Raw genomic sequence first — 23,411 nt, forward strand, 5'->3', positions numbered from 1 at the left:
TGGTTCTAGCCTGGGGGGCGCGGCATTTCCGTATGCCCGCAGTTCAGACGCGTGCCCCACACGCGCCACCCGCAGAGGAACGAGGCACCACATGACCGACCCCGTGACGCTTGACGGCGAGGGCCGCATCGGCGAGTTCGACGAGAAGCGCGCCGAGAACGCCGTACGCGAACTGCTGATCGCGGTCGGCGAGGACCCGGACCGCGAGGGGCTGAAGGAGACTCCGGCGCGGGTGGCGCGGGCGTACAGGGAGATCTTCGCGGGGCTGTGGCAGAAGCCCGAGGACGTACTGACGACGACGTTCGACATCGGGCACGACGAGATGGTGCTCGTGAAGGACATCGAGGTCTACAGCACATGTGAGCATCATCTGGTGCCGTTTCGGGGTGTCGCTCACGTCGGATACATTCCGGCCACGTCCGGCAAGATCACCGGGCTGTCCAAGCTGGCCCGGCTGGTGGATGTCTTCGCCCGTCGGCCGCAGGTGCAGGAACGTCTCACTACGCAGATCGCGGACTCCCTGATGGAGATTCTGGAGCCGCGCGGAGTGATCGTGGTCGTGGAGTGCGAGCACATGTGCATGTCGATGCGCGGCATCCGCAAGCCCGGCGCGCAGACCATAACGTCGGCCGTGCGCGGGCAGCTCCGTGACGCAGCGACGCGCAACGAGGCGATGAGCCTCATCATGGCCCGCTGAGACGCGGTGCGCTGATCCCGCTCTACACCGTCGGCGCCGTCCCCGCGCCATTGTGTTCGTCGTCCTCCGGGAGTTTGCACACGCGCTCCAGGAAGAGGGCCGCCGCTATCACGCCGATGCCGGCCAGGAGTGAGAAGCCGGCGTAGATGGCCTGGTCGCGGCGGGCGGGGATGTCGAGGGACTCCAGGAGGAAGACGCCCGTGCCGCCGTACATGCCGGAGACCAGGGCGGCCACCAGGGCGCTGGCCTGGCCGAAGACGACCGCGCGGGCGGCCATCAGGGGGTCGACGCCCTTGGCCTCGGGGCGGCGTTCGCGCTGGGCCTTGAGGCGGGCGCGGATCGAGAGCGCCGTGGACAGGAGCACCACGGCGATCAGGGCGAGGACGATGGGGGCGGCCAGGGGGACGCTGGGCAGGGTCCCGACGGAGTTCCATAGGCGGGCGCCCGCCCAGGACAGGACTCCGGCCACGACGAACACGCCGACCAGCATCCTGATGCGCAGCTCTCTCACGGTGTCCCTTCAGCTCCCCCGGTCCCCACGGACGGTGTCGTCTTGACCTTAACGACTATTCGGGCAGCCGGAGTTCCAGGTCCTTGCGTGGTGCGACGCCTTCGCGAGTGACACCGGCCAGGAGGTCGGCCACCGGGCCGTGTCCCGGGAGCTGTGCCTGCGGCTCGATGTCGTGCCAGGGGGCGAGGACGAAGGCCCGCTCGTGGGCGCGCGGGTGGGGGAGGGTGAGGGTCGGGTCGTCGGAGACGACGTCGGCGTACGCGACGATGTCGACGTCGAGGGTGCGCGCGCCCCAGCGTTCGTCCCGTACGCGGTGGAAGGCCTCCTCGACCGCGTGCGCCCGCTCCAGGAGGGAGGACGGGGGGAGGGTGGTCTTCAGGACCACGACCGCGTTGAAGTAGGAGGGCTGGCTGCCCGGTGCCACGCCCCACGGCTCCGTCTCGTACACCGGGGAGACCGCCTTCACGCGGACGCCCGGGGTGTCCTCCATTGCGTCGATGGCGCCCTGGAGGGTCTCCAGGCGGTTGCCCAGGTTGGAGCCGAGGGAGATCACGGCCCGTTTCGGGTTGTGGAGGGTGGTGTCGGCGGCGTCTACCTTCTCGACGACGGAGGCGGGTACCGGCTGTACGGTCGGGTCGCTGGGGCCCTGAATGAAGGGTGCAGTCATACTCGGCTCCGGGTGATGGTGACGGTCACGTCGTCGAAGGGGACCGTGATCGGCGCGTCCGGCTTGTGGACGGTGACCTCGACCTCCTGGACCCCCTCGTGCTTCAGACAGGCCTGGGCGATGCGCTCGGCGAGTGTCTCGATGAGGTTGACCGGTTCGCCCTCGACGACGGCCACGACCTCCTCCGCCACGATGCCGTAGTGCACGGTCTTCGCCAGGTCGTCGTCGGCGGCGGCCGGCCGGGTGTCCAGGCCGAGGACGAGGTCCACGACGAAGGTCTGGCCCTCCCTGCGCTCTTCGGGGAACACACCGTGGTACCCGCGGGCCTTCAGACCGCGCAGCGCGACACGATCCACGCGAATCACTCCTGCAATCGTCGGTGACGGCCGGTCCGTGCCGCGTGCGGGCGGCACACCGGCCTCGAACGAATCTACCTGCGGGCACGGACAGGGCCGGGCCGCGGGGGCGCGGGCCCGGGCCGGGGCCAGGAGGATTCATCGCGTGTTTCCCCTGGGGAACCCGGCGGCTCACGGGTTGGTAGCCGCCCCTACCCGCAGACGCGTGATTCCAACCACTTCTTGGTCCCGGCGGGGCCCCGAGGGCCGCCGTGCGGGTGGCTCCCGCGAGTCGTCCCTGCGTTCCCTGTGGTCGTCCTGTGGTCATCCCTGGGGCCGTCCCTGTGGTCGTCCCCAAGGGTCGCCTACCCACTCAAGAGGGGGTGTCGTCGCTGTCTTCCTCGTCGTTTTCGGCCATAACCGGTGAGGCGTGGTGCGACCAGATCTTCCAGCCGTCGGGAGTGCGGCGGAACACGTTCGTGGCGACCACCAGCTGGCCGACGAGTGGGCCGAGCTCCTCCCCGGCCTCGGGTGCCGGGCCGCCGCTGAGGATGTTCTCGGTGCAGGTCACCACGGCGGTGTCGCCGGTGACGGAGACATGCACATCGGTGAGGAAGAACTGGATGTAGTCGGTGTTCGCCATGATCAGCGCGTACGACCGGAGGACCTCGCCGCGTCCGGTGAGCACCGGCCAGCCGGGGTGCACGCAGGAGATCACTCCGGTGTCGGCCGGGTCGTGGTACGTCTCGTCGACGCCAAGGTCGGACGGGGTGAGCCAGAGCGAGGACAGCTCTTCGAAGTCGCCGCGTTCCATCGCCTCGTAGAAGGCGGTGTTGGCGGCCTCGACTTGTTCGACGTCGGTGTGGGGGGCGCTCACCGGGCTCCTTCAGAGCCGGGCGCGCCTCCGCTCTCGGCGTGCGAGCCGGGCGCGTTCTCGGCTTCGCGCGCCTCCTCGATCGCCCGCGCGACGCGTACCGCGTCCGCCGTGGCGTGCACCTCGTGCACGCGCACCGCCCACGCGCCGGCGTGCGCCGCGAGCGCCGAGACGGCGGCCGTGGCGGCGTCGCGCTCCCGGGCGGGCGGCGGGGCGCCCTCGGGGCCGGCGAGTACGCGGCCGAGGAACCGCTTGCGGGAGGCGGCGACGAGGAGCGGGTGGCCGAGGCCGAGCAGGCGGTCGAGGTGGGCGAGGAGGACGAGGTCGTGCTCGGCGTCCTTGGAGAAGCCGAGGCCGGGGTCGACCACGATGCGGTCGGGGGCGATGCCGCCCTGCAGAACGGCGTCCACGCGCGCGTGGAGCTCGTCGACGACTTCGGCGACGACGTCGTCGTACACGCCCTTGACGTTCCCGCCCTGCAGGAAGCCGCGCCAGTGCATGACGACGAAGGGGGCGCCGGCGTCGGCGACGACCGGGATCATCGCGGGGTCGGCGAGGCCGCCGCTGACGTCGTTGACGAGGGCGGCGCCGGCGGCGAGGGCCTGTTCGGCGACAGAGGCGCGCATGGTGTCGACGGAGATCGTGACGCCCTCGGCGGCGAGGCCGCGGACTACGGGTATGACGCGGCGGAGCTCCTCGTCCTCGTCGACCCGGGTGGCCCCGGGGCGGGTGGACTCGCCGCCGACGTCGACCAGATCGGCGCCCTCCTCGACCAGCGCCAGACCGTGCTTGACGGCGGCCGTCGTGTCGAACCAGCGGCCGCCGTCGGAGAAGGAGTCGGGGGTCACGTTGACGACTCCCATGACCGCGCACCGGTCCCAGTCAGGAAGGCCCGCGACGCGCCCGCGTCCGCTCTGCTTGCTCATACGTTCAGCGTAGGCCCAAGCCGGTGCCGCGACGTGCCGTGGCCCGAGCGGGAGCCTCCGGGGCGTGGGGGGGGTGGGGCTCCCGCTCGGGCCGGTCCCGGGCGGCTTTGCGGTCAGGCCGCGCGCACGTCCCGCTCGGCCACCGAGTGCGGGCACGGGCGCGCGGTGGCCGTACGGCGGCGCAGGAAGCGCGGCAGCGGCAGGGCCAGGTTCACGAAGCCCTCCGCCTGCATGGCGGCGAAGCCGAGGCGGGGCAGGTCGGCGGAGGCCCGGTAGACGACGAAGCGGGGCTCCCAGCGCGGCTGGAACTTGGCGTTGAACTTGTACAGGGACTCGATCTGGAACCAGCGCGACAGGAAGACCAGCAGCCCGCGCCAGGCGCGCAGCACCGGGCCGGCGCCGATCTTCTCGCCGCGTGCCAGTGCCGAGCGGAACATGGCGAAGTTGAGCGACACGCGCGCGATGCCGAGCTTCGGGGCGGCTTGGAGGGCGGCCACGATGAGCAGCTCGTTCATGCCGGGGTCGGCCGAGCGGTCGCGGCGCATCAGGTCCAGGGAGACACCGTCCGTGCCCCACGGCACGAAGTGGAGGATCGCCTTGAGGTCGCCGTACGGACCCGGCTCCTCCTCGGCCTTGTGGGCGGTGGCGATGAGGCAGTCGCCGTCGGCCGGGTCGCCGACGCGGCCGAGCGCCATGGAGAAACCGCGCTCGGTGTCGGTGCCGCGCCAGTCGTCGGCGGCGCGGCGGATGCGGTCCAGCTCGGCGTCGCCGAGGTCACGGACGCGCCGTACCCGGGTCTCGTAACCGGCGCGCTCGATGCGCTTGACCATCTGACGCACGTTGCGCATCGCGCGGCCGGCGAGCGAGAAATCCGGGACGTCCACCACCGCCTCGTCGCCCAGTTCGAGGGCGTCGAGCCCGGTCTCGCGGGTCCAGACCTCGGCGCCGGTCTCGGAGCAGCCCATGACGGCGGGGGTCCAGGAGTGGGCCTTGGCCTCGTCCATGAAGCGTTCGATGGCGCCCGGCCAGGCCTCGACGTCGCCGATGGGGTCGCCGCTGGCGAGCATCACGCCGGAGACGACGCGGTAGGTCACCGCGGCCTTGCCGCTGGGGGAGAAGACGACGGCCTTGTCGCGGCGCAGCGCGAAGTGGCCGAGGGAGTCGCGGCCGCCGTGCTTGGCCAGCAGGGCGCGCAGGCGTTCCTCGTCGTCCTCGGTGAGGCGGGCGGCGGGGTGTTCGGGGCGGAAGGCGAGGTAGATCGTGGTGACCGCGGTGATCCAGCCGAGGGCGCCCAGGGAGAAGGCGACCGTCCAGGAGGTGTTGCCCGCGTAGTCGACCGGACCCTCGAAGCCGAACAGGCCGTACAGGACGTGGGTGATGCGGTCGGCCAGGCTCGGGTCGCCGACCAGCGTCTCCGGGTGGGCGTTGACGATGATCAGGCCGAGGGCGAGGGAACCGGCGCCCATGAGGACGAAGTTGGCCAGCGCGCGCCACCTGCTGCGCGGGTCGGGCAGCGCCGCGAACTGGTCGCGGTGGCGCAGCAGCATGGTGAGCAGCACGACCGATATGAGCACGCCCACGAGGGAGTGGCGGTATGTGAACTGCGCCACCGCGCCGGCCGGCAGCAGGACGACGGCCGCGCGCCACGCCCGCCGCTTGCCCCGCTTGAGGCCGTGGGCGAGCAACAGCAACAGCACGCCCGCGCTGAGCGACAGTGCGGCCGCGAACGGGCCGAACGAGCCGGGCAGCACCTCGGCGATGGCGTGCATACGGCTGTGCCGGAAGCGGGGGAAGACGCCCGCCGCGATGTCCAGCAGGCCCACCAGGGCGCAGGCCCGGCCGACGAGCAGGGGAACGGCCTCGGGGCGCGGGCCGCGCAGCACGTGCCGTACCCGGCTCGACAGATGCCCTACCTGGCTCGATCGTTGAGGAACCTTGCCCGACATTTCCACATCTGTCCTGACAGACATCGCATCCCATAGTTCTGCGAGAGACCTTGGATCCGGTGCCGATTCGGGCATCCGGCGACATTGCGCCCTCTAGGACGGTGTCTTGAGGGGAGAGGTTCACTCGGCTCCCCAAAACCGTTTCAAAGGCCAAGGAAAGTCCGGGGCAAGCCCTTGCGAAGGAGTGGGGGAGGCAGTGCGGGGGGCAGGTGTCCGCGCGGTCCGGACGGAAAGTGCGGACAGGTAACCATCGATGGGTCTCACGAGCGACAAGGTGCTGGCGCTGGCGGTCATGGCCGCCGTAGGGCTGTTCGTCGGCACGGTGTGGCTGTGGCCACGGCTGGCGCGGCGCGGCTGGCGGGCGGTGACGGGCCGGGTGGGGATGCTGCTCTCCACCCAGCTGATGCTCTTCGTCGCGGTCGGTCTCACCGCCAACCAGGCCTTCGGGTTCTACGCCAGCTGGGCCGACCTGTTCGGACAGGAGACGGACCAGGGTGTCGTCGTTGATCACACGCCGGAGCGCGGGCCGCTGCGGGTGGTCGACACGCGGCGGGTGCCGGGGGCGGCGAGCGCCAGTCCGCGGACGGGCGGGCAGATCCAGAAGGTCGACATCGTGGGCCGTACGACCCACATCGCCACACCCGCGTTCGTCTATCTGCCGCCCGAGTATTTTCAGCCGGAGTTCCGCACGCGTATGTTCCCTGCCGCCGTCGTTCTGACCGGTTATCCGGGCACGGCCCAGGCGCTGGTGGACAAGCTCGACTATCCGCGTACGGCCGCGAGGCTCGCCGCGGACGGCCGGATGCGGCCGATGATCCTGGTGATGATGCGGCCGACCGTGGCGCCGCCGCGGGACACGGAGTGCGTGGACATCCCGCAGGGCCCGCAGACCGAGACGTTCTTCGCCAAGGACCTGCCGGACGCCGTGGGCGGCCACTACAGGGTGAACCGGAAGCCGGGCGGCTGGGGCATCATCGGGGACTCCACGGGCGGCTACTGCGCGCTCAAGATCGCCATGCACCATCCCGGTGTCTACGCCGCCGGGGCGGGACTTTCCGCGTACTACAACGCGCCGATCGACCCTACGACGGGGGATCTCTTCCACGGCGACGAGGAACTGCGCAATCGCGCGAACCTGTGGTGGTACCTCAAGCACATGCCCGCTCCGGACACTTCACTGCTCGTCAGCAGCAGCAAAGTTGGAGAATCCAACTACATGGACACGTTGAAGTTCATTGAGCGCGTGAAGGCCACGAACCTGACGCGGATCTCGTCGATCATCCTCGAAAGCGGAGGGCACAACTTCAACACCTGGCGGCGGGAGATTCCGGGGACGTTGGAGTGGGTCAGTGAGCGGTTGACCGGCAGGTGACGGGGCCGGCGGGCTTAGGGATCTTGCTTCTTGGCCAATTCGGCGCCGGACCCGATTCCTGATGCCGCGTGAGTGTCTCGGGATGGCTGTGTTTTTACGGGGCGGGGCAACAAGATTCGCCTACGCGCGGTAAGTTTCTGGCCATGCCACGTGGACGTCACCGTCATTCCCCGCCCTTGCACAGGCTGCTGCCCCCGTCGGCCATTGCAGGCGTCTCCGTCGTCTGTGCGCTGGCCCCCTGGGTGTTCACCGAGCCCGTGGTGCTGCGCGGCCTCGCCGCGGCCGCCGCGGCGACGGCGGTCGTCGGCGCGGTCGTCATGCGCCGCTGGGACGCGCAGGCCGGCAAGAAGGTCGCCGACCTCACGCGCGCGCGTGCGAGTGACGAGTGGCGCTACGAGGAGCGGGTCGCCGAGTTGGAGACCGACCTTGAGGAGTCGCGCGAGCTGCGGGTGAAGCTGGAGCAGCGGTTGCGGGCCAAGCGGGCGGAGCTCGCGGGGCTGCGCAATGAGCATGCGGCGCTGTTGCGGCGGTACGCCACGGCGGAGGCCGAGCGGGCGAGTGTCCTGGAGGAGCGCCGGGTTCTGGAGATTGAGGCGGCCACGCCTGCGCGGGCGTTGCCGCCGGTGCCGGTTGCTTCCCCGGAGGGGGCGGGAGCTGTGGCTGCTCCTGCTGAGGCCGAGGGCGTCGACGGCGCCGAGGGTGCGGAGACCGAGTCCGTCGAGGAGAAGCCGGCGGCTCCGGCCGTCTTCTCGCCGGAGGGGTCCCGGCTGTTTCTGCGGGCCAAGGCGGCGCTGGCGCGGTTCGATGGGGACGAGGCCGCGACGGAGAGCGAGGCCGGGCAGGAGAGCGAGGCTTCGAAGGAGAACGAGGCCGCGACGCAGAGCGAGGTCTCGAAGGACGGCCAGGTCTCAAAGGACGAGTCCCCCAAGGACGAGCCGCCGAAGAACGACCCTCCGAAGAACGACCCCCCGAAGAACGACCCCCCGAAGGGTGACGGTCCTTCCGACGGGCCTTCCGATGACGAGGCCGTGAAGGTCGGAGCGGGTGCCGCCGAGGCGGGAAGCGCCGGCGGTTCCGAGACGGAGACCGCGGTGGAGGACGACCCGCAGGGGAAGTCCGGGGCGGTCGACGGGCATGAGCGCGCGGCCGCCATCCCCCCGGCGGGCGCGGCCCAGCCTGCCCTGCCTCCGGCACAGCAGCCGGCGGGGCACTTCATCGCGCCGACTGCCGTGGCCGTCGTACCGGCGACGCCCGTGCGGCGTCCGGCTGTCGAGGGCGGCTTCGACTTCTTCGGTACGAAGCAGGGTGCGGCGTCCTCCGCGTTGGAGTCGGTCCAGAACGAGGACCTCGCCGATGTCGTCGGCCAGGAGGCCCTCGCCCTGCACAAGGCCGAGTCCGAGGCCGAGTTCAAGCCGGCGGACGAGGAGGCCCGGGGGATCGGGCAGGTCATCGATCTGACGGCTCATGACGAGACGGAACAGATCGATGTGCAGGGGTTGCGGAGCGCGGCTTCCTGACGAGTGACTCCCCTGCGGTGTCTCGTGGGTGGTGCCCCCGCACCGCGGCGCAACGGCCGCTCACGCCATCCATCGGTCCGGCCGCGCGTCCCTGCGCCCCGTGCGTGATCTCGCCGCCTGCGCCCGGAGCAGCTGTGCCGCCTCCGCGGCGTCTCGCAGGCGGGCCGTCACCGTCTTGTTCGCTCCGGTGTCCACGTGTACGTCGGCCACGCCCCACAGCCGCTGCCACGGGCCCTGGGCCAGCCGTACGCTCTGGACCTTCGCGTGCGGTACGAGCGCCAGGGACCGCCGGAGGAGGCCGGTTCGGGCGGCGAACACGGCGTCCGTGACCGCCAGGCCGTAGCCACGCCACCACACCGGCACGCACCGGGCCGCCCGGCGGGGCGGACGGGAGACGGCCGCGCCCGCTGGGACCGTCACCCCGGGCAGTACGCGTGTCACGACCGACTCGGCGACCTCGCGCGGGGCGACCGGGAGCAGGACCGAGTTGGCGGAGCCCGCCACGTCCAGTTCCACGCGGACCCAGCCGCGCCGCCGCCACAGCAGTGGTTCGACGATCCGTACCGTCTGGACGCGGCCGGGCGGCACCGTCTCGTGCGCGCGGTCGAGCAGGCCGTGGTCGAGGCGCAGGCCGTCCGGTGCCTCGCCCACCGTCCAGTCGTACTCGGTCACGAACCGCCCCACGCTGCTCGCCCCCGCCGCGCCGAACAGCGGAACCGCGGTCGCCAGGACCGTCCAGACGCTTTCGGTGGCCAGCCAGAGGACGGTGGGTACGACGAGTGCGGCGGCCAGCGTGCCCCAGGTGGCGCCGGACAGGACGAGGGAGACGGCCAGGACGCCCGGTGGCACTCGCAGCAGTTGCGTCGAGGGCGCCTCGCCCACTTCGTGCGCCGTCTCGGGGGCGAAACCGGCGGCGCGGGCGAGGAGTTCCGCGCGGAGCGTGCGCGCCTCTTCCGCGCCCAGGAAGGCGAGTTCGTCCTTCTTGTCGGTGCCTATGACGTCGAGTTTGAGCTTCGCGACGCCCGCCACGCGCGCGAGCAGCGGCTGGGTGACGTCGATGGCCTGGATGCGTTCCAGCCGGATGTGCGCGGTGCGCCGGAACACCAGGCCGGTGCGGATGCGCAGTTCGGTGTCCGTGACCGCGAAGTGGGTGAACCACCAGGTGAGGAAGCCGTAGAGGGCGGCTGCGGGGACGACGACGGCCAGCGCGATGAGCAGTGTCGTGGTCGTCAGCCGCGTCAGCTGGCGTTGCGCCTGGTCGGGGTCGTGCGCCGCCCATCCGATGACTACGGCTACCGGCGCCCACGCGCGTCTGAGCGGTGTCACGGGGTGCAGTCGGCGTTCGGTCACGGGGCGCTTCTCGCGTACGGCGTCGTCGACGCCCGGCGTCGTCACAGGCCCGCCGATCGTGCCTCGCCCAGCTCGGTGAGCCGGTCGCGCAGCCGTTCCGCCTCCGCCGGGTCGAGGCCGGGGATCGTGGCGTCGGTCGCGGCGGCGGCCGTGTGCAGTTGCACGCTGGCCAGGCCGAAGTGCCGCTCCACGGGGCCCGAGGTGACCTCGACCAGCTGCATCCGGCCGTACGGCACGACCGTCTCCTCGCGCCACAGCACGCCCCGGCTGATCAGCAGGTCGTCCGCGCGCTCGGCGTAGCGCCAGGAACGCCAGTTACGGCCGATCATCACCCAGCCCCACGCCATCAGCGCCAGGGGCAGCAGCGCGAAGGCGGCCCAGCCCGGTCCGGCGAGGGTCCCGAGGAGGAGGGCCAGGCCGATCGCCAGCAGCCCCAGCCACACCACCAGCAGCAGGCGGCGCATGCGCAGCAGACCCGGTGGCAGCCCGGTCCACTCCGGCTCGGTCACCGCTCGCTCGTCTCCCGCCGTCCCCGTGTTCTCCGGGCTCCCCGTCTCCATGAGGCCAGCGTACGTAGGAGAGACTGTGTCCATGACTCCTACGACGGAGACCATGGTCGGTATCGGCGGCGCCGCGGAGAGCACCGACATGGTGCTCAACATCGGGCCTCAGCACCCGTCCACGCACGGCGTGCTGCGGCTGCGGCTGCTTCTCGACGGCGAGCGGATCACGTCCGCGGAGCCGGTGATCGGCTATATGCACCGCGGTGCGGAGAAGCTGTTCGAGGCGCGCGACTACCGGCAGATCATCATGCTCGCCAACCGCCACGACTGGCTGTCGGCCTTCTCCAACGAGCTGGGCGTCGTCCTCGCCGTGGAGCGCATGCTCGGCATGGAGGTGCCCGAGCGGGCCGTGTGGACCCGGACGCTGCTCGCGGAGCTCAACCGCGTGCTCAATCACCTGATGTTCCTCGGGTCCTACCCGCTGGAGCTCGGCGGGATCACGCCGATCTTCTACGCCTTCACGGAGCGCGAGGAGCTCCAGCATGTGATGGAGGAGGTCTCCGGTGGGCGTATGCACTACATGTTCAACCGGGTGGGCGGCCTGAAGGAGGACCTGCCGGCCGGGTGGACCACGCGCGCGCGGGCCGCCGTCGCCGACGTGCGCTCCCGTATGGACCGCTTCGACGACCTGGTCCTCGGCAACGAGATCTTCCGGGGGCGCACGCGGGGCGTGGGCGTCCTCCCGCCGGAGACCGTGCACGCGTACGGCGTGAGCGGGCCGATCGCGCGCGCCTCGGGCGTCGACTTCGATCTGCGTCGGGACGAGCCCTATCTCGGGTACGGCGAGCTGCAGGACGTTCTGAAGGTGGTGACGCGACAGGAGGGGGACTGCCTCGCCCGGTTCGAGTGCTTGCTGGAGCAGACCCACCATGCGCTCGACCTGGCCGACGCCTGCCTCGACCGGCTCGCCGAGCTGCCGCCGGGGCCGATCAACCAGCGGCTTCCCAAGGTGCTGAAGGCACCCGAGGGCCACACGTACGCGTGGACCGAGAACCCGCTCGGCATCAACGGCTACTACCTCGTCAGCAAGGGCGAGAAGACCCCGTACCGGCTGAAGCTGCGCTCCGCCTCGTACAACAACATCCAGGCGCTGGTCGAGCTGCTGCCGGGGACGCTGGTCGCGGACATGGTGGCGATTCTGGGGTCGATGTTCTTCGTGGTGGGGGACATCGACAAGTAGGGCGGGGCCACCGGTCAGGCCGCCGGTTCGAGGGGGTTCGGAATGCCGACCGGCTGCACCAGCCACCCGAAGTCCCCCAGCCCGCTCGCCGCGGTGAGCTCGGCGGCTTCGCCCGCGGTCGCGAGGGCTCGTACGTAGTCGGCCGGGTGGGTGGAGGCCAGTGCGAGCGGGGGGCGTGCGCCGGTGATGCCCAGGGCGTGCAGTGCGTCGCGCTGGGACAGCAGGCGTGCGCCCGGCAGCGCGCACGCCGTCGCGCAGGCGTCCAGCGCGACGTGCGCCGTGATGTCGCAGGAACCGTCGGGCACGGGCGCCGTCTCGCGCCCCTCCCGGAAGCCGGTGAGCGTTCCGAAGGGCGGCCGGGCGCTCACCGTGTGCGCATAGTCGACGGCGACCGCCAGCCCCCGCTCCAGCGTCGCCACAGCGGCGGCCCAGGCCTCGTCCCGCGGCAGCCCGATCTCGGCCCGCAGCCCTTCCACGACCGGCGCGCCTTCCCTATCCGTCGCCGCGTCCCGGCCGCCCAGCGGCCACCACCGCGCGAGCCACCGCGCCTCCGCGCCGGCGACCGGATCCCCGAGGCGCTCGGTGCCGTCCCGTCGTACGAGGACCAGGCGCGGTACGCCCGCGGAGTCCACCTCCGCGACCTCGACGGGGACGTTGTCCAGCCACTCGTTGGCGAACAGCAGCCCTGTGATCCGCCGCGGCGGCTCGGGCAGCCACTCGATCCGGTGATCCAGCGTTTGCGGGCGTTCGGCGATCTCGACGGCGTACGCACGCGTGCGTGCCGCCACCTCGGCGGGCAGCGCGGCCAGGACGCCGGAGACCAGCTCGCCCCGCCCCGCCGCCATGTCGACGAAGTCGAGCGACCCGGGGCGGCCCAACGCCTCGTCGACCCGGCACAGCAGCCGGGCCACGGCCGTGGCGAAGAGCGGCGACGCGTGGACGGACGTACGGAAGTGGCCGGCCGGGCCCTCGGGCCGCCGATAGAAGCCGCCCGGCCCGTAGAGAGCGGCCTGCGTCGCCGCACGCCACCCGTGCCATTCGCCCGTCGCCTCTGCTGTCACCGGCCCAGGCTAAGCGCACAGGGGAACGCGGCCTCCACCTTGGGGAGTACGCGCTCGTGGTGCGGATCGGCCCTCCGGTTGACCCCTGCACACATCTCACTTCCCTACGCTGGGTTACGTGCAGCGCCTCTATGACTTCCTCCGCAGGCACCCGACAGGGGTCGACAGCTTCTGGGCCGTCCTCCTTTTCGGGATCTCTGTGATGACCACGGCCTTCGAGCAGGCGGCCGGGCAGGAGGCTCGGGGCACCGAATCCGCGCTGGCCGTCGTCCCGGTCGTCCTGCTGCTGTGCCTGGTCATCGCGCTGCGCCGGCGCATGCCGGAGAAGATGCTGCTGTTGGCCATCGGCGTGGGACTGGCACAGATGGCGCTGGACGTGGCGACGACGGCCGCGAACTTCGCCTTCCTGGTGATCACCTACACCGTGGCCGCGACGGGCGCCCGCTGGGCCTCCCGGCTCGCGCTCGCCATGGGCCTGTCGGCCGCGCCGCTGGCACAGCTGCGCTGGCCGGAGCAGGAGTCCAGCGTCCTGGGCACTGTGGCCCTGGTGATCTTCATGACGGTGCCGTTCGCCCTCGCCTGGGTGCTCGGCGACTCGATCCGCACCCGGCGCGCCTACTACGAGCAGCTTGAGGAGCGCGCGACCCGGCTCGAAAAGGAGCGCGAGGCGCAGGCCAAGGTGGCGGTCGCCGCCGAACGCGCCCGTATCGCGCGCGAGCTGCACGACGTCGTCGCGCACAACGTCTCCGTGATGGTGGTCCAGGCCGACGGCGCCGCCTACGTCCTCGACTCCGCCCCCGACCAGGCCAAGAAGGCCCTGGAGACCATCTCCTCCACCGGCCGCCAGGCCCTCGCCGAGATGCGCCGCCTGCTCGGGGTGCTGCGCACCGGTGAGCACCAGGAGGGCGGCGAGTACGTCCCCCAGCCCGACGTCGAACAGATCGACGAGCTCATCCAGCAGTGCCGCAACTCCGGCCTGCCGGTCGACTTCAAGGTGGAGGGCACGCCGCGCCCGCTGCCCAGCGGCGTCGAGCTGACGGCGTACCGCATTGTGCAGGAGGCGCTCACCAACACCCGCAAGCACGGGGGTCCCAACGCGGGGGCGAGTGTGCGCCTGGTCTACTTCGACGACGGTCTCGGCCTGCTCGTCGAGGACGACGGCAAGGGCGCGCCGCACGAGCTGTACGAGGACGGCGGCGCCGACGGCAAGGGCCACGGTCTGATCGGGATGCGCGAGCGCGTCGGCATGGTCGGCGGGACCCTGGACGCGGGGCCGCGCCCGGGCGGAGGATTCCGCATCAGTGCGCTGCTGCCGCTCAAACCGGCACACTGACGCCTGCGCATGCCCTTTGTTGACACCTGTAACGGCCCTGTAGACGGATACGGAAGACACGGAAGAGGACCCCGATGACGATCCGCGTGATGCTCGTCGACGACCAGGTGCTGCTGCGCACCGGGTTCCGGATGGTGCTCGCCGCCCAGCCGGACATGGAGGTCGTCGCGGAGGCGGGTGACGGCGTCGAGGCCCTCCAGGTGCTGCGCTCGACTCCGGTCGACGTCGTGCTGATGGACGTGCGCATGCCGAAGCTGGACGGTGTGGAGACCACCCGCCGCATCTGCTCGGAGCCCGATCCGCCCAAGGTGCTCATCCTGACCACCTTCGACCTCGACGAGTACGCCTTCTCCGGGCTGAAGGCGGGCGCCTCCGGCTTCATGCTCAAGGACGTGCCGCCCGGCGAACTCCTCGCCGCCATCCGCTCGGTGCACAGCGGCGACGCGGTGGTGGCCCCCTCGACGACCCGGCGGCTGCTCGACCGGTTCGCGCCGATGCTGCCCTCCGCAGGCAAGGAGCCCCAGCACAAGGAGCTGGAGCGGCTCACCGACCGGGAGCGCGAGGTGATGGTGCTGGTCGCCCAGGGCCTGTCCAACGGCGAGATCGCGGCCCGGCTGGTCCTGTCCGAGGCGACGGTGAAGACCCACGTGGGCCGCATCCTGACCAAGCTGGGGCTGCGCGACCGGGTGCAGGTGGTGGTGCTGGCGTACGAGACGGGGCTGGTCCGGGCGGGCGGGCACGGCTGATTCCCGGGTACGTCACCCGCGCGTGACCGACGGGCACTAGGGTCTGCGCATGCTTCTGTGGATCAACGGACCCTTCGGGGGCGGCAAGACACAGACCGCACACGAGATCCAGCGCCGACTGCCCGGCAGCGTCGTCTGCGACCCCGAGCACGCAGGGTTCGGCCTGCGGCGCATGCTCCCGCCGGAGCTCCGTGGTGATTTCCAGGACTTGACGGCCTGGCGGCAGGGCGTCGTCGAGGTACTCGACCTCGCCCTCACCAAGCACGACGGCGTGGTGATCGCCCCCATGACGGTCACCCGCCCCGACTGCTTCGCCGAGACGGTCGGCCGGCTGCGGGAGATCGGTCACGACGTACGTCACTTCACGCTCCTCGCGGAACGCGAGACCGTGCTGAAGCGGCTGCGCGAGCGCGGCTTCGGGCACCTCCTTCAGTACGTCGCCGGGAAGAACGCCGGGCTGCGGCGGGAGAGCTGGGCCGTACGGCAGCTCGACCACTGTCTGGAGCGGCTGCGCGAGCCGGAGTTCGCCGAGCACCTGTGGACGGACCACTCGACCGTGCCGAAGACGGCGGACCGGATCGCCGTCCTGGCCGGGCTGAGACTCAGGCCGAACAACGAGGGCGCGCTGCGGACGCGGCTGCGGCAGGCGGGGGTCGGGATCAGGCACATCCGGTTCGACTGACGCCCGGCCCGGCCACGGGCCCTATCGGAGGATCCCCTCCAGGAAGTCGCTGCCCAGCCGGGCCACCACCGTCACGTCCAGTTGGTGCATGACGTACCGCCCGCGGCGGCGTGTGGTGATCAGGCCCGCCTTCTTCAGGACGCCCAGGTGCCGCGATATCTCCGGTGCCGTCATGCCGTGCGCCTGCGCCAGTTCGCCCGTGGTGTAGGCGCTGCGGGCCAGGTTGCGGCAGATGCGCATCCGCACGGGGTGGGAGAGCGCGGTCATCCGCAGGGTGAGCTGCTCGACCGTGGGCGGGGCGGCGAGCTCGGGGGAACCGACCGGGTAGTGCAGCACCGGCTGCCAGCCGTGGCGGTGCAGGACCATCAGGTGGGGCCAGCCCAGGCTCGTCGGGACGAGGAGGAGGCCGCCGTCCTCCGTGGCCGTGTGGTCCTCGCCGAGCTTGTCGACCGTGATCCGGGCGGCGGCCTCGTCGAGGGTCACCGCCGGGGACACCGCGGCCAGCGCCTCGGCCAGGCCCCTGTGCCGCAGCAGGTCGGTCTTGTGGCGGGCGTCCGCCGCGAGCTGGTGGCGCTGGCGGGACCACGCCTCCGCGAAGAACGCCTCGTCGCAGTCCTGGAGGAACTGCCGCAGCCAGGCCCGGATCCGCGGCGGTTCCGTCAGCAGCCGCTCGCTGAACCGCAGTTGCCGCGGCCCGCGCGCGGCGGCGAGCTCCAGCGCCCGTCGGCGCACCCCGGGGTCGGAGAGCGCGTCGGCCCCCTGTGTGCCGTACGGCGCGGCACAGGTGAACTCCAGGGCCGCCTCCACGAACTGCTCGTCCGTCAGCTTGTCCAGCAGGTCCAGGTCCTCGGCGAGCGTGGCGCCCGGGAGAGTGCTGCGGCCCGGGATGCCCGCGAAGGGCATGAAGAGGTCCGAGAACGTCGTCCGCCACAGGAAGTCGGCCTCGCACATCCGGTCGGCCAGATGCGAGTCCAGCCGGGCCGTCACGCCCGTCACCCAGCCCTGCAGGCCCGGGTGGTGCCCCGGCTCCGACAGCGCGTGCAGCGCCATGCCGAGCTCGGCCAGGGGGGAGGGCACGACGGCGAGCCTCTCCGGCCGCAGCCCCGTGATGTCGATGCTCACGCTCATGTCCTCATGGTGCACCCCGCCACTGACAACGCGGCCGTCGATTGACGACGGCCGTCAATCGACGCGACGTGGCGTTCGCAGCCGAGCAACCTGGGACCACCGGGGCAGCCGCGGAGCCCGATCCCCACCTCTCCTACGTCCCGACCAGGCGATCCGTCATGAGCATCACGCAGCACCACCTCCTCGACACCTACCGCGCCCGTCAGCTCGGCGAGCCCGTGCCTCCGGCGCCTGGCGCCCACGACTGGCAGGTCGTGCGCGAGTGGCGCGACCACCGGCAGTTCCGCGCGGCCGTCGCCGGGCGACCGGCCCACGGGCGGATACGGCAGGCCCTGGGGCGGTGGCTGCATATGCGGCCGCACTCCCCTCGCTGATCCCGACCCGGCGCCGCTACGTGCCGGCCTCGCCGGGGAGCCGGGCGACGAACTCCGCGACGGCCGCTGTCACGTCGGCGGCCGTCCACTCCAGACCGGCGGCCCGTACGTAGACCTCGGTGAAGGCCAGGCCCGGCCCCTTGGCCTCCCATCCGTTGGCGAAGAGGGCGGTCTTCGTCTCCTCGGCCTGCCGGATCGCGGCCTCCGCGAGGGCGTCGGCGTCGTACGGCAGCCAGACCTGGAACTCGTTCGTGTGCGGCGGCTCGGGGTGGACCCGCGCCCAGGGCACCCCGGCCGCCGCGAAGCCCTCGCGCAGTGCGGCGGCCACCACGCGCGCGTGGGCCACGTACTCGGGCAGCCGGGGCAGCTCCCGCTCCAGGCCGGCGAGTGCCGACAGAGCGGTGGGGAACTGCTGGAACACCGTGCCGCCGTAGCGGTGCCGCCAGGCCTTCGCCTCGTCCACCAGCGCTTGCGGACCGGCGAGGGCCGCGCCGCCGAAGCCGTCGAGGGACTTGTAGAACGACACGTACACGCTGTCCGCCAGGCCCGCGATCTCCTCCAGCGGGCGGCCGAAGTGCACGGTGGACTCCCACAGGCGCGCGCCGTCGAAGTGCACCACCGCATCGCGCTCCCGCGCCGCCTCCACCACGTCCGTGAGCTCCTCCCATGAGGGCAGCACGAAACCGGCGTCCCTAAGGGGGAGTTCGAGCATCAGCGCCCCGAAGGGCTCGTCGAAGTCACGCACCTCGGCGGCGGTCGGCAGTCGGGGCTCGCTGGTCACATGGACCGGGCGCAGGCCGCTGACCTGGCTGAACGCGTTCCGTTCATGCACTTCGGGGTGGGCCAGCGGGTGCAGGGCGACGGTCGGGGTGCCGGTCCGGCCCGCCCAGCAGCGCAGGGCCACCTGCTGGGCCATCGTGCCCGTCGGGAAGAACGCGGCGGCCTCCTTGCCGAGCAGCCCGGCGGTCTTCTGCTCCAAGGCCTCGACGATTCCGTCGCCGTAGAGGTCCGACGGCTGGTCCAGGTCGTGCACATCCAGCGCGCGCGCCTCGTCCAGCAGCGCCAGGCGCTCGCGGAGGGTGCCCAGGAAGCCGGGGCGCGCGAGCACGCGCTGCGCGCCGCGGTGGGCGGCATTGCGCCGTTCGCGGCGCCGTTTGCGCCGCTCGTCGTCCGACAGCTGCCCGCCCGACAATTGCTCGTCGGGTGACGGCTCGTCCGGCCCCGATTGCTCGTCGGGAGACCACTCGTCCGGCCCCGTCCCTGTCCGCTGCCCGCCCTGCTCCGCCGTATCGCTCATGCCCGGATCATGCCGCGCGTCCGCCCACGCGGGCACCCGCGTTTCGGACGCCGGGGCCCCCGCGTTGCCCCCGCGTGCGAAGGCGTGGGGAAACCCACAGCCTGTGGACAACCGAACGCCTCTCGAACCGATCGCGTTAACATGACGAGAAATCGTCCGGTACCCAGAGCGGACTGGAACGGGAAGGCCGCCGTCGAGTGAGTACAAGCCAACAGCCAGATCCCAAGGACCGCCCCGCGCGGCTCACCGTCGGTGTCGTCGGCGCCGGCCGCGTGGGCCCCGCGCTCGCCGCGTCCCTCCAGCTCGCCGGGCACCGCCCGGTGGCCGTCTCCGGGGTCTCCGACGCCTCCCGGCGACGGGCGGCGCAGCTGCTCCCCGACGTGCCGCTCATGCCGCCCGCCGAGGTCCTCCAGCGCGCCGAGCTGGTCCTGCTCACCGTCCCGGACGACGCGCTGCCGGGCCTGGTCGAGGGCCTCGCCGAGACCGGGGCCGTACGGCCGGGGCAGCTGCTGGTGCACACCTCCGGGCGCTACGGCGCGAAGGTCCTGGACCCCGCCCTGCGCGCGGGCGCGCTGCCGCTGGCCCTGCACCCGGCGATGACCTTCACCGGCACCCCCGTGGACGTCCAGCGCCTGGCCGGCTGCTCCTTCGGCGTCACCGCGCCCGAGGAGCTGCGGCTGGCCGCCGAGGCCCTGGTCATCGAGATGGGCGGCGAGCCCGAGTGGATCGCCGAGGAGATGCGCCCGCTGTACCACGCGGCCCTCGCGCTGGGCGCCAACCACCTGGTGACGCTGGTCGCCCAGTCCATGGAGCTGCTGCGCGAGGCGGGCGTGGCGGCCCCCGACCGCATGCTGGGCCCCCTGCTCGGCGCCGCCCTCGACAACGCCCTGCGCTCCGGCGACGCGGCGCTGACCGGCCCCGTCGCGCGCGGGGACGCCGGCACCGTCGCCGCGCACGTCACGGAGCTGCGCCGGCACGCCCCGCAGACCGTCGCCGGCTACCTCGCGATGGCACGCGCGACCGCCGACCGGGCACTCGCCCACGGACTGCTCAAGCCGGAGCTCGCCGAGGACCTCCTCGGGGTACTCGCCAACGGGACCAACGGCGCCGAGGGAGACGGCCGATGACCACCACCCTGCTGCGTACCGCCGACGAGCTGCACGCGCGCGTGCGCAAGGGCCGCCGCGCCGTCGTGATGACCATGGGGGCCCTGCACGAGGGCCACGCCACCCTCGTCCGCACCGCGCGCGAGATCGCCGGACCGGACGGCGAGGTCGTCGTCACCGTCTTCGTGAACCCGCTGCAGTTCGGCAAGGGCGAGGACCTCGACCGCTACCCGCGCACCCTGGAGGCCGACCTCAAGCTCGCCGAGCAGGCGGGCGCGGACGCCGTGTTCGCCCCTTCCGTGGACGAGGTCTACCCGGGCGGCGAGCCCCAGGTCCGCATCAGCGCCGGCCCCATGGGCGAACGCCTGGAGGGCGCCTCCCGGCCCGGCCACTTCGACGGCATGCTCACCGTCGTCGCCAAGCTGCTCCACCTCACCCGCCCCGACGTCGCCCTGTACGGCCAGAAGGACGCCCAGCAGCTCGCCCTGATCCGCCGCATGGTGCGCGACCTGAACTTCGGCGTCGAGATCGTCGGCGTCCCGACCGTGCGCGAGGAGGACGGCCTCGCGCTCTCCAGCCGCAACCGCTACCTCTCGCCCAAGGAGCGGCGCACCGCGCTCGCGCTCTCCCAGGCGCTGTTCGCCGGCCGCGACCGGCACGCGGCCCAGGAGGCGCTGCGCGCGCGGGCCCGCGAAGTGCCCGCCACGCGCGCGCGTGCCGAGGCGCTCAGCGCCATAGGGGAGTCCCGCGCGGCGGCCGACGCGCACGCCGTCGCCAAAGCCGTCCCCGGCGCCGCGGCAGCCGTCCGCGCCGCCGCCCGCCTGGTCCTCGACGAGGCCGCCCGCCTCGACCCGCCGCTCGAACTGGACTACCTGGCGCTCGTCGACCCTTCCGACTTCACCGAGATCGAGGACGACTTCACCGGCGAGGCCGTCCTCGCCGTCGCCGCCCGGGTCGGGACGACCCGGCTGATCGACAACCTCCCCCTCACCTTCGGAGCCGCCTCGTGACCAGCACAGGCATACGACTGCACGCGCCCGCGCCCGGGTGGTTCATCTCCGCGGACGTCGTGGTCGTCGGCTCCGGCGTCGCGGGCCTCACCGCCGCCCTGCGCTGCGAGGCCGCCGGCCTGAAGACCGTCGTGGTCACCAAGGCCCGCCTCGACGACGGCTCCACCCGCTGGGCCCAGGGAGGCATCGCCGCGGCCCTCGGCGAGGGCGACACCCCCGAACAGCACCTCGACGACACCCTGGTCGCGGGCGCCGGCCTGTGCGACGAGGAAGCGGTCCGCATCCTGGTCACGGAGGGCCCCGACGCCGTACGCCGGCTGATCTCCACCGGAGCCCAGTTCGACACCGACGACGAGGGCGACATCGAGCTGACCCGCGAGGGCGGCCACCACCGCCGCCGCATCGCCCACGCCGGCGGCGACGCGACCGGCGCGGAGATCTCCCGCGCCCTCGTCGAGGCGGTACGCGCGCGCGGCCTGCGCACGATCGAGAACGCACTCGTCCTGGACCTCCTGACGGACGCCGAAGGCCGCACGGCGGGCGTCACCCTGCACGTCATGGGCGAGGGCCAGCACGACGGCGTAGGGGCGGTCCACGCCCCCGCGGTGGTCCTCGCGACCGGCGGCATGGGCCAGGTCTTCTCGGCGACCACCAACCCGTCCGTGTCGACGGGCGACGGCGTGGCCCTCGCCCTGCGCGCGGGCGCGGAGGTGAGCGACCTCGAATTCGTCCAGTTCCACCCCACCGTGCTCTTCCTCGGCCCGGACGCCGAGGGTCAGCAGCCCCTGGTCTCCGAGGCGGTACGCGGCGAAGGCGCCCACCTGGTCGACGCCCACGGCGTGCGCTTCATGGTGGGCCGGCACGAACTCGCCGAACTCGCCCCCCGGGACATCGTCGCCAAGGGCATCATGCGCCGTATGCAGGAGCAGGACGCCGAGCACATGTTCCTCGACGCCCGCCACTTCGGCGCCGACATGTGGGAGCACCGCTTCCCGACGATCCTCGCCGCCTGCCGCGCCCACGGCATCGACCCGGTGCACAACCCCATCCCGGTCGCCCCGGCCGCCCACTACGCCTCCGGCGGCGTACGCACCGACTCCCACGGCCGTACGACCGTCCCCGGCCTGTACGCGTGCGGCGAGGTCGCCTGCACGGGCGTCCACGGCGCCAACCGCCTGGCCTCCAACTCGCTCCTCGAAGGCCTGGTCTACGCCGAGCGCATCGCGGTGGACATCGCCGCCGCCCGTGCGGCCAACGGCCTCCACGCGCGCGTGCCGCACCCGGTGCCGTACCCCGAGACGCCCGAGCACCCCCTGCTCACCCCCGAGGCCCGCTTCGCGATCCAGCGGATCATGACGGACGGCGCCGGCGTCCTGCGCTCCGCCGACTCCCTCGCCAAGGCCGCCGAACAGCTCCAGCGGCTCCACACCGACGCCCGCGACGCCCTCGCCGAGAACGGCAAGACCGCCGAGCCCGGCGTCGACACCTGGGAGGCCACCAACCTCCTGTGCGTGGCCCGCGTCCTGGTCGCCGCCGCACACCTGCGCGAGGAGACACGGGGCTGCCACTGGCGGGAGGACGAGCCCGACCGCGACGACACGGCATGGCGCCGCCACATCGTCGTACGCCTGAACCCGGACCGCACACTGGCCGTGCACACCACCGACACCGCAGACTTCCCCCCGACCCTCCCCCAAGCCCTCGGCCTCGCCCGAGCAGCAGGGGCCCCCATGCCACAGCAGGAGCAGTGACAGAAGTGACCACCCCCGACCTTCCCCTCGCCTCGAACGGCGGCTGCGGCGACGACTGCGCCTGCGGTGCCGACGAGGAGTACCTGGAGTGCGGCCTCGACCCCGCGCTCGCCCAGCTCCTGGCCGACGCGGGACTCGACCCCGTCGAGGTCGAGGACATCGCCAACGTGGCCATCCAGGAGGACCTGGCGCACGGCGTGGACGTGACGACGGTCGCGACCATCCCGGAAGAGGCGGTCGCCACCGCCGACTTCGTCGCCCGCGAGACGGGCGTGGTGGCGGGCCTCAGGGTCGCCGAAGCGGTGGTCTCGATGGTCTGCGAGGACGAGTTCGAGGTGGAGCGCCACGTCGAGGACGGCGACCGCGTGGAGCCCGGCCAGAAGCTCCTGTCGATCACCACCCGCACCCGCGACCTGCTCACGGCCGAACGCAGCGCGCTGAACATCCTGTGCCGCCTGTCGGGCATCGCGACGGCCACGCGCGCGTGGGCGGACGTACTGCGTGGCACGAGCGCGCAGGTCCGCGACACCCGCAAGACGACGCCGGGCCTGCGCTCCCTGGAGAAGTACGCGGTGCGCTGCGGCGGCGGAGTCAACCACCGCATGTCCCTGTCGGACGCGGCGCTGGTCAAGGACAACCACGTGGTGGCGGCGGGCGGCGTGACCCAGGCCTTCAGGGCGGTCCGCGAGGCCTTCCCGGACGTCCCGATCGAGGTCGAGGTCGACACCCTGCACCAGCTGCGCGAGGTCGTGGACGCGGGCGCGGACCTGATCCTCCTGGACAACTTCACGCCGGGCGAGTGCGAGGAGGCGGTGGCGATCGTGCACGGCCGCGCGGCGCTCGAAGCCTCGGGCCGCCTCACCCTCTACAACGCCAGGGCGTACGCCGGCACGGGCGTCGACTACCTGGCCGTAGGAGCCCTCACCCACTCCTCGCCGATCCTGGACATCGGCCTGGACCTGCGAGCGGCGGAGTAGGAACGGGC

The 23,411-nt window shown here is 72.3% G+C and carries 23 protein-coding genes; 12 read left to right on the forward strand and 11 right to left on the reverse strand.

Annotated features, from left to right (window positions below):
- Window positions 1-91: 91 nt before the first annotated feature.
- A complete protein-coding gene (gene folE / locus AQI70_RS09420; RefSeq protein WP_062146331.1) occupies window positions 92-697 on the forward strand; it encodes a GTP cyclohydrolase I FolE in 606 nt (201 codons plus the stop codon).
- A 22-nt stretch (window positions 698-719) separates the two neighbouring features.
- On the opposite strand, the gene AQI70_RS09425 is transcribed toward folE, so the two are convergent.
- From AQI70_RS09425 to AQI70_RS09450, 6 genes are all read right to left on the reverse strand, one after another.
- A complete protein-coding gene (locus AQI70_RS09425; protein WP_037887129.1) occupies window positions 720-1,208 on the reverse strand; it encodes a DUF3180 domain-containing protein in 489 nt (162 codons plus the stop codon).
- Between the two features lie 55 nt (window positions 1,209-1,263).
- Window positions 1,264-1,875 carry a 2-amino-4-hydroxy-6-hydroxymethyldihydropteridine diphosphokinase gene (gene folK, locus AQI70_RS09430; RefSeq protein ID WP_062146333.1) on the reverse strand — a complete coding sequence of 204 codons (612 nt, stop codon included), beginning with the start codon at window positions 1,873-1,875 and terminating at the stop codon, window positions 1,264-1,266.
- Window positions 1,872-2,231: a dihydroneopterin aldolase gene (gene folB, locus AQI70_RS09435; RefSeq protein ID WP_003999111.1), complete on the reverse strand. Its 360-nt coding sequence runs from the start codon at window positions 2,229-2,231 to the stop codon at window positions 1,872-1,874. Before folB ends, folK begins: the two co-directional genes overlap by 4 nt.
- Window positions 2,232-2,583: 352 nt before the next feature.
- Window positions 2,584-3,087 (reverse strand): nuclear transport factor 2 family protein, encoded by a 504-nt coding sequence (locus tag AQI70_RS09440; RefSeq protein WP_062146335.1) that lies wholly within the window; start codon window positions 3,085-3,087, stop codon window positions 2,584-2,586.
- The gene (folP, locus tag AQI70_RS09445) at window positions 3,084-4,010 is read right to left on the reverse strand and encodes a dihydropteroate synthase (RefSeq protein ID WP_062146337.1); all 927 of its coding nucleotides are present in this window, start codon (window positions 4,008-4,010) and stop codon (window positions 3,084-3,086) included. Before folP ends, AQI70_RS09440 begins: the two co-directional genes overlap by 4 nt.
- 113 nt (window positions 4,011-4,123) lie before the next feature.
- Window positions 4,124-5,956, reverse strand: a complete 1,833-nt coding sequence (locus AQI70_RS09450) for a phosphatidylglycerol lysyltransferase domain-containing protein (RefSeq protein ID WP_062146339.1) — start codon at window positions 5,954-5,956, stop codon at window positions 4,124-4,126.
- A gap of 253 nt (window positions 5,957-6,209) precedes the next feature.
- Between AQI70_RS09450 and AQI70_RS09455 the strand changes: the two genes are divergently transcribed.
- Window positions 6,210-7,328 (forward strand): alpha/beta hydrolase, encoded by a 1,119-nt coding sequence (locus AQI70_RS09455; RefSeq protein WP_062146341.1) that lies wholly within the window; start codon window positions 6,210-6,212, stop codon window positions 7,326-7,328.
- Window positions 7,329-7,471: 143 nt separating this feature from the next.
- The gene (locus AQI70_RS09460; protein WP_167358890.1) at window positions 7,472-8,845 is read left to right on the forward strand and encodes a hypothetical protein; all 1,374 of its coding nucleotides are present in this window, start codon (window positions 7,472-7,474) and stop codon (window positions 8,843-8,845) included.
- A gap of 60 nt (window positions 8,846-8,905) precedes the next feature.
- Here the strand turns inward: AQI70_RS09460 and AQI70_RS09465 are convergent, their stop codons facing one another.
- Both AQI70_RS09465 and AQI70_RS09470 read right to left on the reverse strand, forming a co-directional pair.
- Window positions 8,906-10,240, reverse strand: a complete 1,335-nt coding sequence (locus AQI70_RS09465) for a PH domain-containing protein (protein WP_062146343.1) — start codon at window positions 10,238-10,240, stop codon at window positions 8,906-8,908.
- On the reverse strand, window positions 10,237-10,755 hold the full coding sequence (locus AQI70_RS09470; RefSeq protein ID WP_062146345.1) for a PH domain-containing protein: 519 nt from the start codon (window positions 10,753-10,755) through the stop codon (window positions 10,237-10,239). The genes AQI70_RS09465 and AQI70_RS09470 overlap by 4 nt, the downstream gene beginning before the upstream one ends.
- A gap of 31 nt (window positions 10,756-10,786) precedes the next feature.
- On the opposite strand from AQI70_RS09470, the gene AQI70_RS09475 reads away from it, so the two are divergent.
- Window positions 10,787-11,938 carry an NADH-quinone oxidoreductase subunit D gene (locus AQI70_RS09475; protein ID WP_062146347.1) on the forward strand — a complete coding sequence of 384 codons (1,152 nt, stop codon included), beginning with the start codon at window positions 10,787-10,789 and terminating at the stop codon, window positions 11,936-11,938.
- A gap of 14 nt (window positions 11,939-11,952) precedes the next feature.
- Here AQI70_RS09475 and AQI70_RS09480 read toward each other — a convergent pair whose 3' ends face one another.
- Complete coding sequence (locus tag AQI70_RS09480) at window positions 11,953-12,999, reverse strand: SAM-dependent methyltransferase (protein ID WP_062146349.1); 1,047 nt, start codon at window positions 12,997-12,999, stop codon at window positions 11,953-11,955.
- A 118-nt stretch (window positions 13,000-13,117) separates the two neighbouring features.
- Between AQI70_RS09480 and AQI70_RS09485 the strand changes: the two genes are divergently transcribed.
- The 3 genes from AQI70_RS09485 to AQI70_RS09495 all read left to right on the forward strand — a co-directional run bounded on the left by AQI70_RS09485 (window position 13,118) and on the right by AQI70_RS09495 (window position 15,760).
- Window positions 13,118-14,332, forward strand: coding sequence for a sensor histidine kinase (locus tag AQI70_RS09485; protein WP_062146351.1), 1,215 nt, complete (start codon window positions 13,118-13,120; stop codon window positions 14,330-14,332).
- 74 nt (window positions 14,333-14,406) lie between these two features.
- Entirely contained in the window at window positions 14,407-15,078 is a 672-nt protein-coding gene (locus tag AQI70_RS09490; RefSeq protein WP_062146353.1) for a response regulator transcription factor, read from the forward strand.
- Window positions 15,079-15,127: 49 nt separating this feature from the next.
- Window positions 15,128-15,760 (forward strand): AAA family ATPase, encoded by a 633-nt coding sequence (locus tag AQI70_RS09495; RefSeq protein WP_062146355.1) that lies wholly within the window; start codon window positions 15,128-15,130, stop codon window positions 15,758-15,760.
- A gap of 21 nt (window positions 15,761-15,781) precedes the next feature.
- Here AQI70_RS09495 and AQI70_RS09500 read toward each other — a convergent pair whose 3' ends face one another.
- Window positions 15,782-16,888 carry a DUF5937 family protein gene (locus AQI70_RS09500; protein ID WP_062146357.1) on the reverse strand — a complete coding sequence of 369 codons (1,107 nt, stop codon included), beginning with the start codon at window positions 16,886-16,888 and terminating at the stop codon, window positions 15,782-15,784.
- Window positions 16,889-17,046: 158 nt separating this feature from the next.
- Here AQI70_RS09500 and AQI70_RS09505 point away from each other — a divergent pair, with 158 nt between their 5' ends.
- On the forward strand, window positions 17,047-17,262 hold the full coding sequence (locus AQI70_RS09505; protein ID WP_003999093.1) for a hypothetical protein: 216 nt from the start codon (window positions 17,047-17,049) through the stop codon (window positions 17,260-17,262).
- 16 nt (window positions 17,263-17,278) lie between these two features.
- Here the strand turns inward: AQI70_RS09505 and AQI70_RS09510 are convergent, their stop codons facing one another.
- Window positions 17,279-18,559 (reverse strand): threonine aldolase family protein, encoded by a 1,281-nt coding sequence (locus AQI70_RS09510; RefSeq protein ID WP_062146359.1) that lies wholly within the window; start codon window positions 18,557-18,559, stop codon window positions 17,279-17,281.
- Between the two features lie 197 nt (window positions 18,560-18,756).
- On the opposite strand from AQI70_RS09510, the gene AQI70_RS09515 reads away from it, so the two are divergent.
- The 4 genes from AQI70_RS09515 to nadC are packed head-to-tail and all read left to right on the forward strand — an operon-like array spanning window position 18,757 to window position 23,403.
- The gene (locus AQI70_RS09515; RefSeq protein WP_062146361.1) at window positions 18,757-19,686 is read left to right on the forward strand and encodes a Rossmann-like and DUF2520 domain-containing protein; all 930 of its coding nucleotides are present in this window, start codon (window positions 18,757-18,759) and stop codon (window positions 19,684-19,686) included.
- A complete protein-coding gene (gene panC, locus AQI70_RS09520) occupies window positions 19,683-20,675 on the forward strand; it encodes a pantoate--beta-alanine ligase (protein ID WP_062146363.1) in 993 nt (330 codons plus the stop codon). Before AQI70_RS09515 ends, panC begins: the two co-directional genes overlap by 4 nt.
- Window positions 20,672-22,426 (forward strand): L-aspartate oxidase, encoded by a 1,755-nt coding sequence (locus tag AQI70_RS09525; RefSeq protein WP_062146364.1) that lies wholly within the window; start codon window positions 20,672-20,674, stop codon window positions 22,424-22,426. Before panC ends, AQI70_RS09525 begins: the two co-directional genes overlap by 4 nt.
- A 5-nt stretch (window positions 22,427-22,431) precedes the next feature.
- Window positions 22,432-23,403: a carboxylating nicotinate-nucleotide diphosphorylase gene (gene nadC, locus AQI70_RS09530; RefSeq protein WP_062146366.1), complete on the forward strand. Its 972-nt coding sequence runs from the start codon at window positions 22,432-22,434 to the stop codon at window positions 23,401-23,403.
- Window positions 23,404-23,411: the final 8 nt, after the last annotated feature.

The organism is Streptomyces curacoi, from assembly GCF_001513975.1.
In the GTDB taxonomy this organism is placed as follows: Bacteria; Actinomycetota; Actinomycetes; order Streptomycetales; family Streptomycetaceae; genus Streptomyces; species Streptomyces curacoi.

Bases quoted from the DNA above. Each gene is read 5' to 3' on its own strand.
- folK (WP_062146333.1), bottom strand. From the start codon at position 1,875: ATGACTGCACCCTTCATTCAGGGCCCCAGCGACCCGACCGTACAGCCG.
- AQI70_RS09450 (WP_062146339.1), bottom strand. From the start codon at position 5,956: ATGTCGGGCAAGGTTCCTCAACGATCGAGCCAGGTAGGGCATCTGTCG.
- AQI70_RS09460 (WP_167358890.1), top strand. From the start codon at position 7,472: ATGCCACGTGGACGTCACCGTCATTCCCCGCCCTTGCACAGGCTGCTG.
- AQI70_RS09470 (WP_062146345.1), bottom strand. From the start codon at position 10,755: ATGGAGACGGGGAGCCCGGAGAACACGGGGACGGCGGGAGACGAGCGA.
- AQI70_RS09500 (WP_062146357.1), bottom strand. From the start codon at position 16,888: ATGAGCGTGAGCATCGACATCACGGGGCTGCGGCCGGAGAGGCTCGCC.
- AQI70_RS09505 (WP_003999093.1), top strand. From the start codon at position 17,047: ATGAGCATCACGCAGCACCACCTCCTCGACACCTACCGCGCCCGTCAG.
- panC (WP_062146363.1), top strand. From the start codon at position 19,683: ATGACCACCACCCTGCTGCGTACCGCCGACGAGCTGCACGCGCGCGTG.
- AQI70_RS09495 (WP_062146355.1), top strand. From the start codon at position 15,128: ATGCTTCTGTGGATCAACGGACCCTTCGGGGGCGGCAAGACACAGACC.
- AQI70_RS09490 (WP_062146353.1), top strand. From the start codon at position 14,407: ATGACGATCCGCGTGATGCTCGTCGACGACCAGGTGCTGCTGCGCACC.
- folP (WP_062146337.1), bottom strand. From the start codon at position 4,010: ATGAGCAAGCAGAGCGGACGCGGGCGCGTCGCGGGCCTTCCTGACTGG.
- AQI70_RS09475 (WP_062146347.1), top strand. From the start codon at position 10,787: ATGACTCCTACGACGGAGACCATGGTCGGTATCGGCGGCGCCGCGGAG.
- AQI70_RS09510 (WP_062146359.1), bottom strand. From the start codon at position 18,559: ATGAGCGATACGGCGGAGCAGGGCGGGCAGCGGACAGGGACGGGGCCG.
- AQI70_RS09455 (WP_062146341.1), top strand. From the start codon at position 6,210: ATGGGTCTCACGAGCGACAAGGTGCTGGCGCTGGCGGTCATGGCCGCC.
- folE (WP_062146331.1), top strand. From the start codon at position 92: ATGACCGACCCCGTGACGCTTGACGGCGAGGGCCGCATCGGCGAGTTC.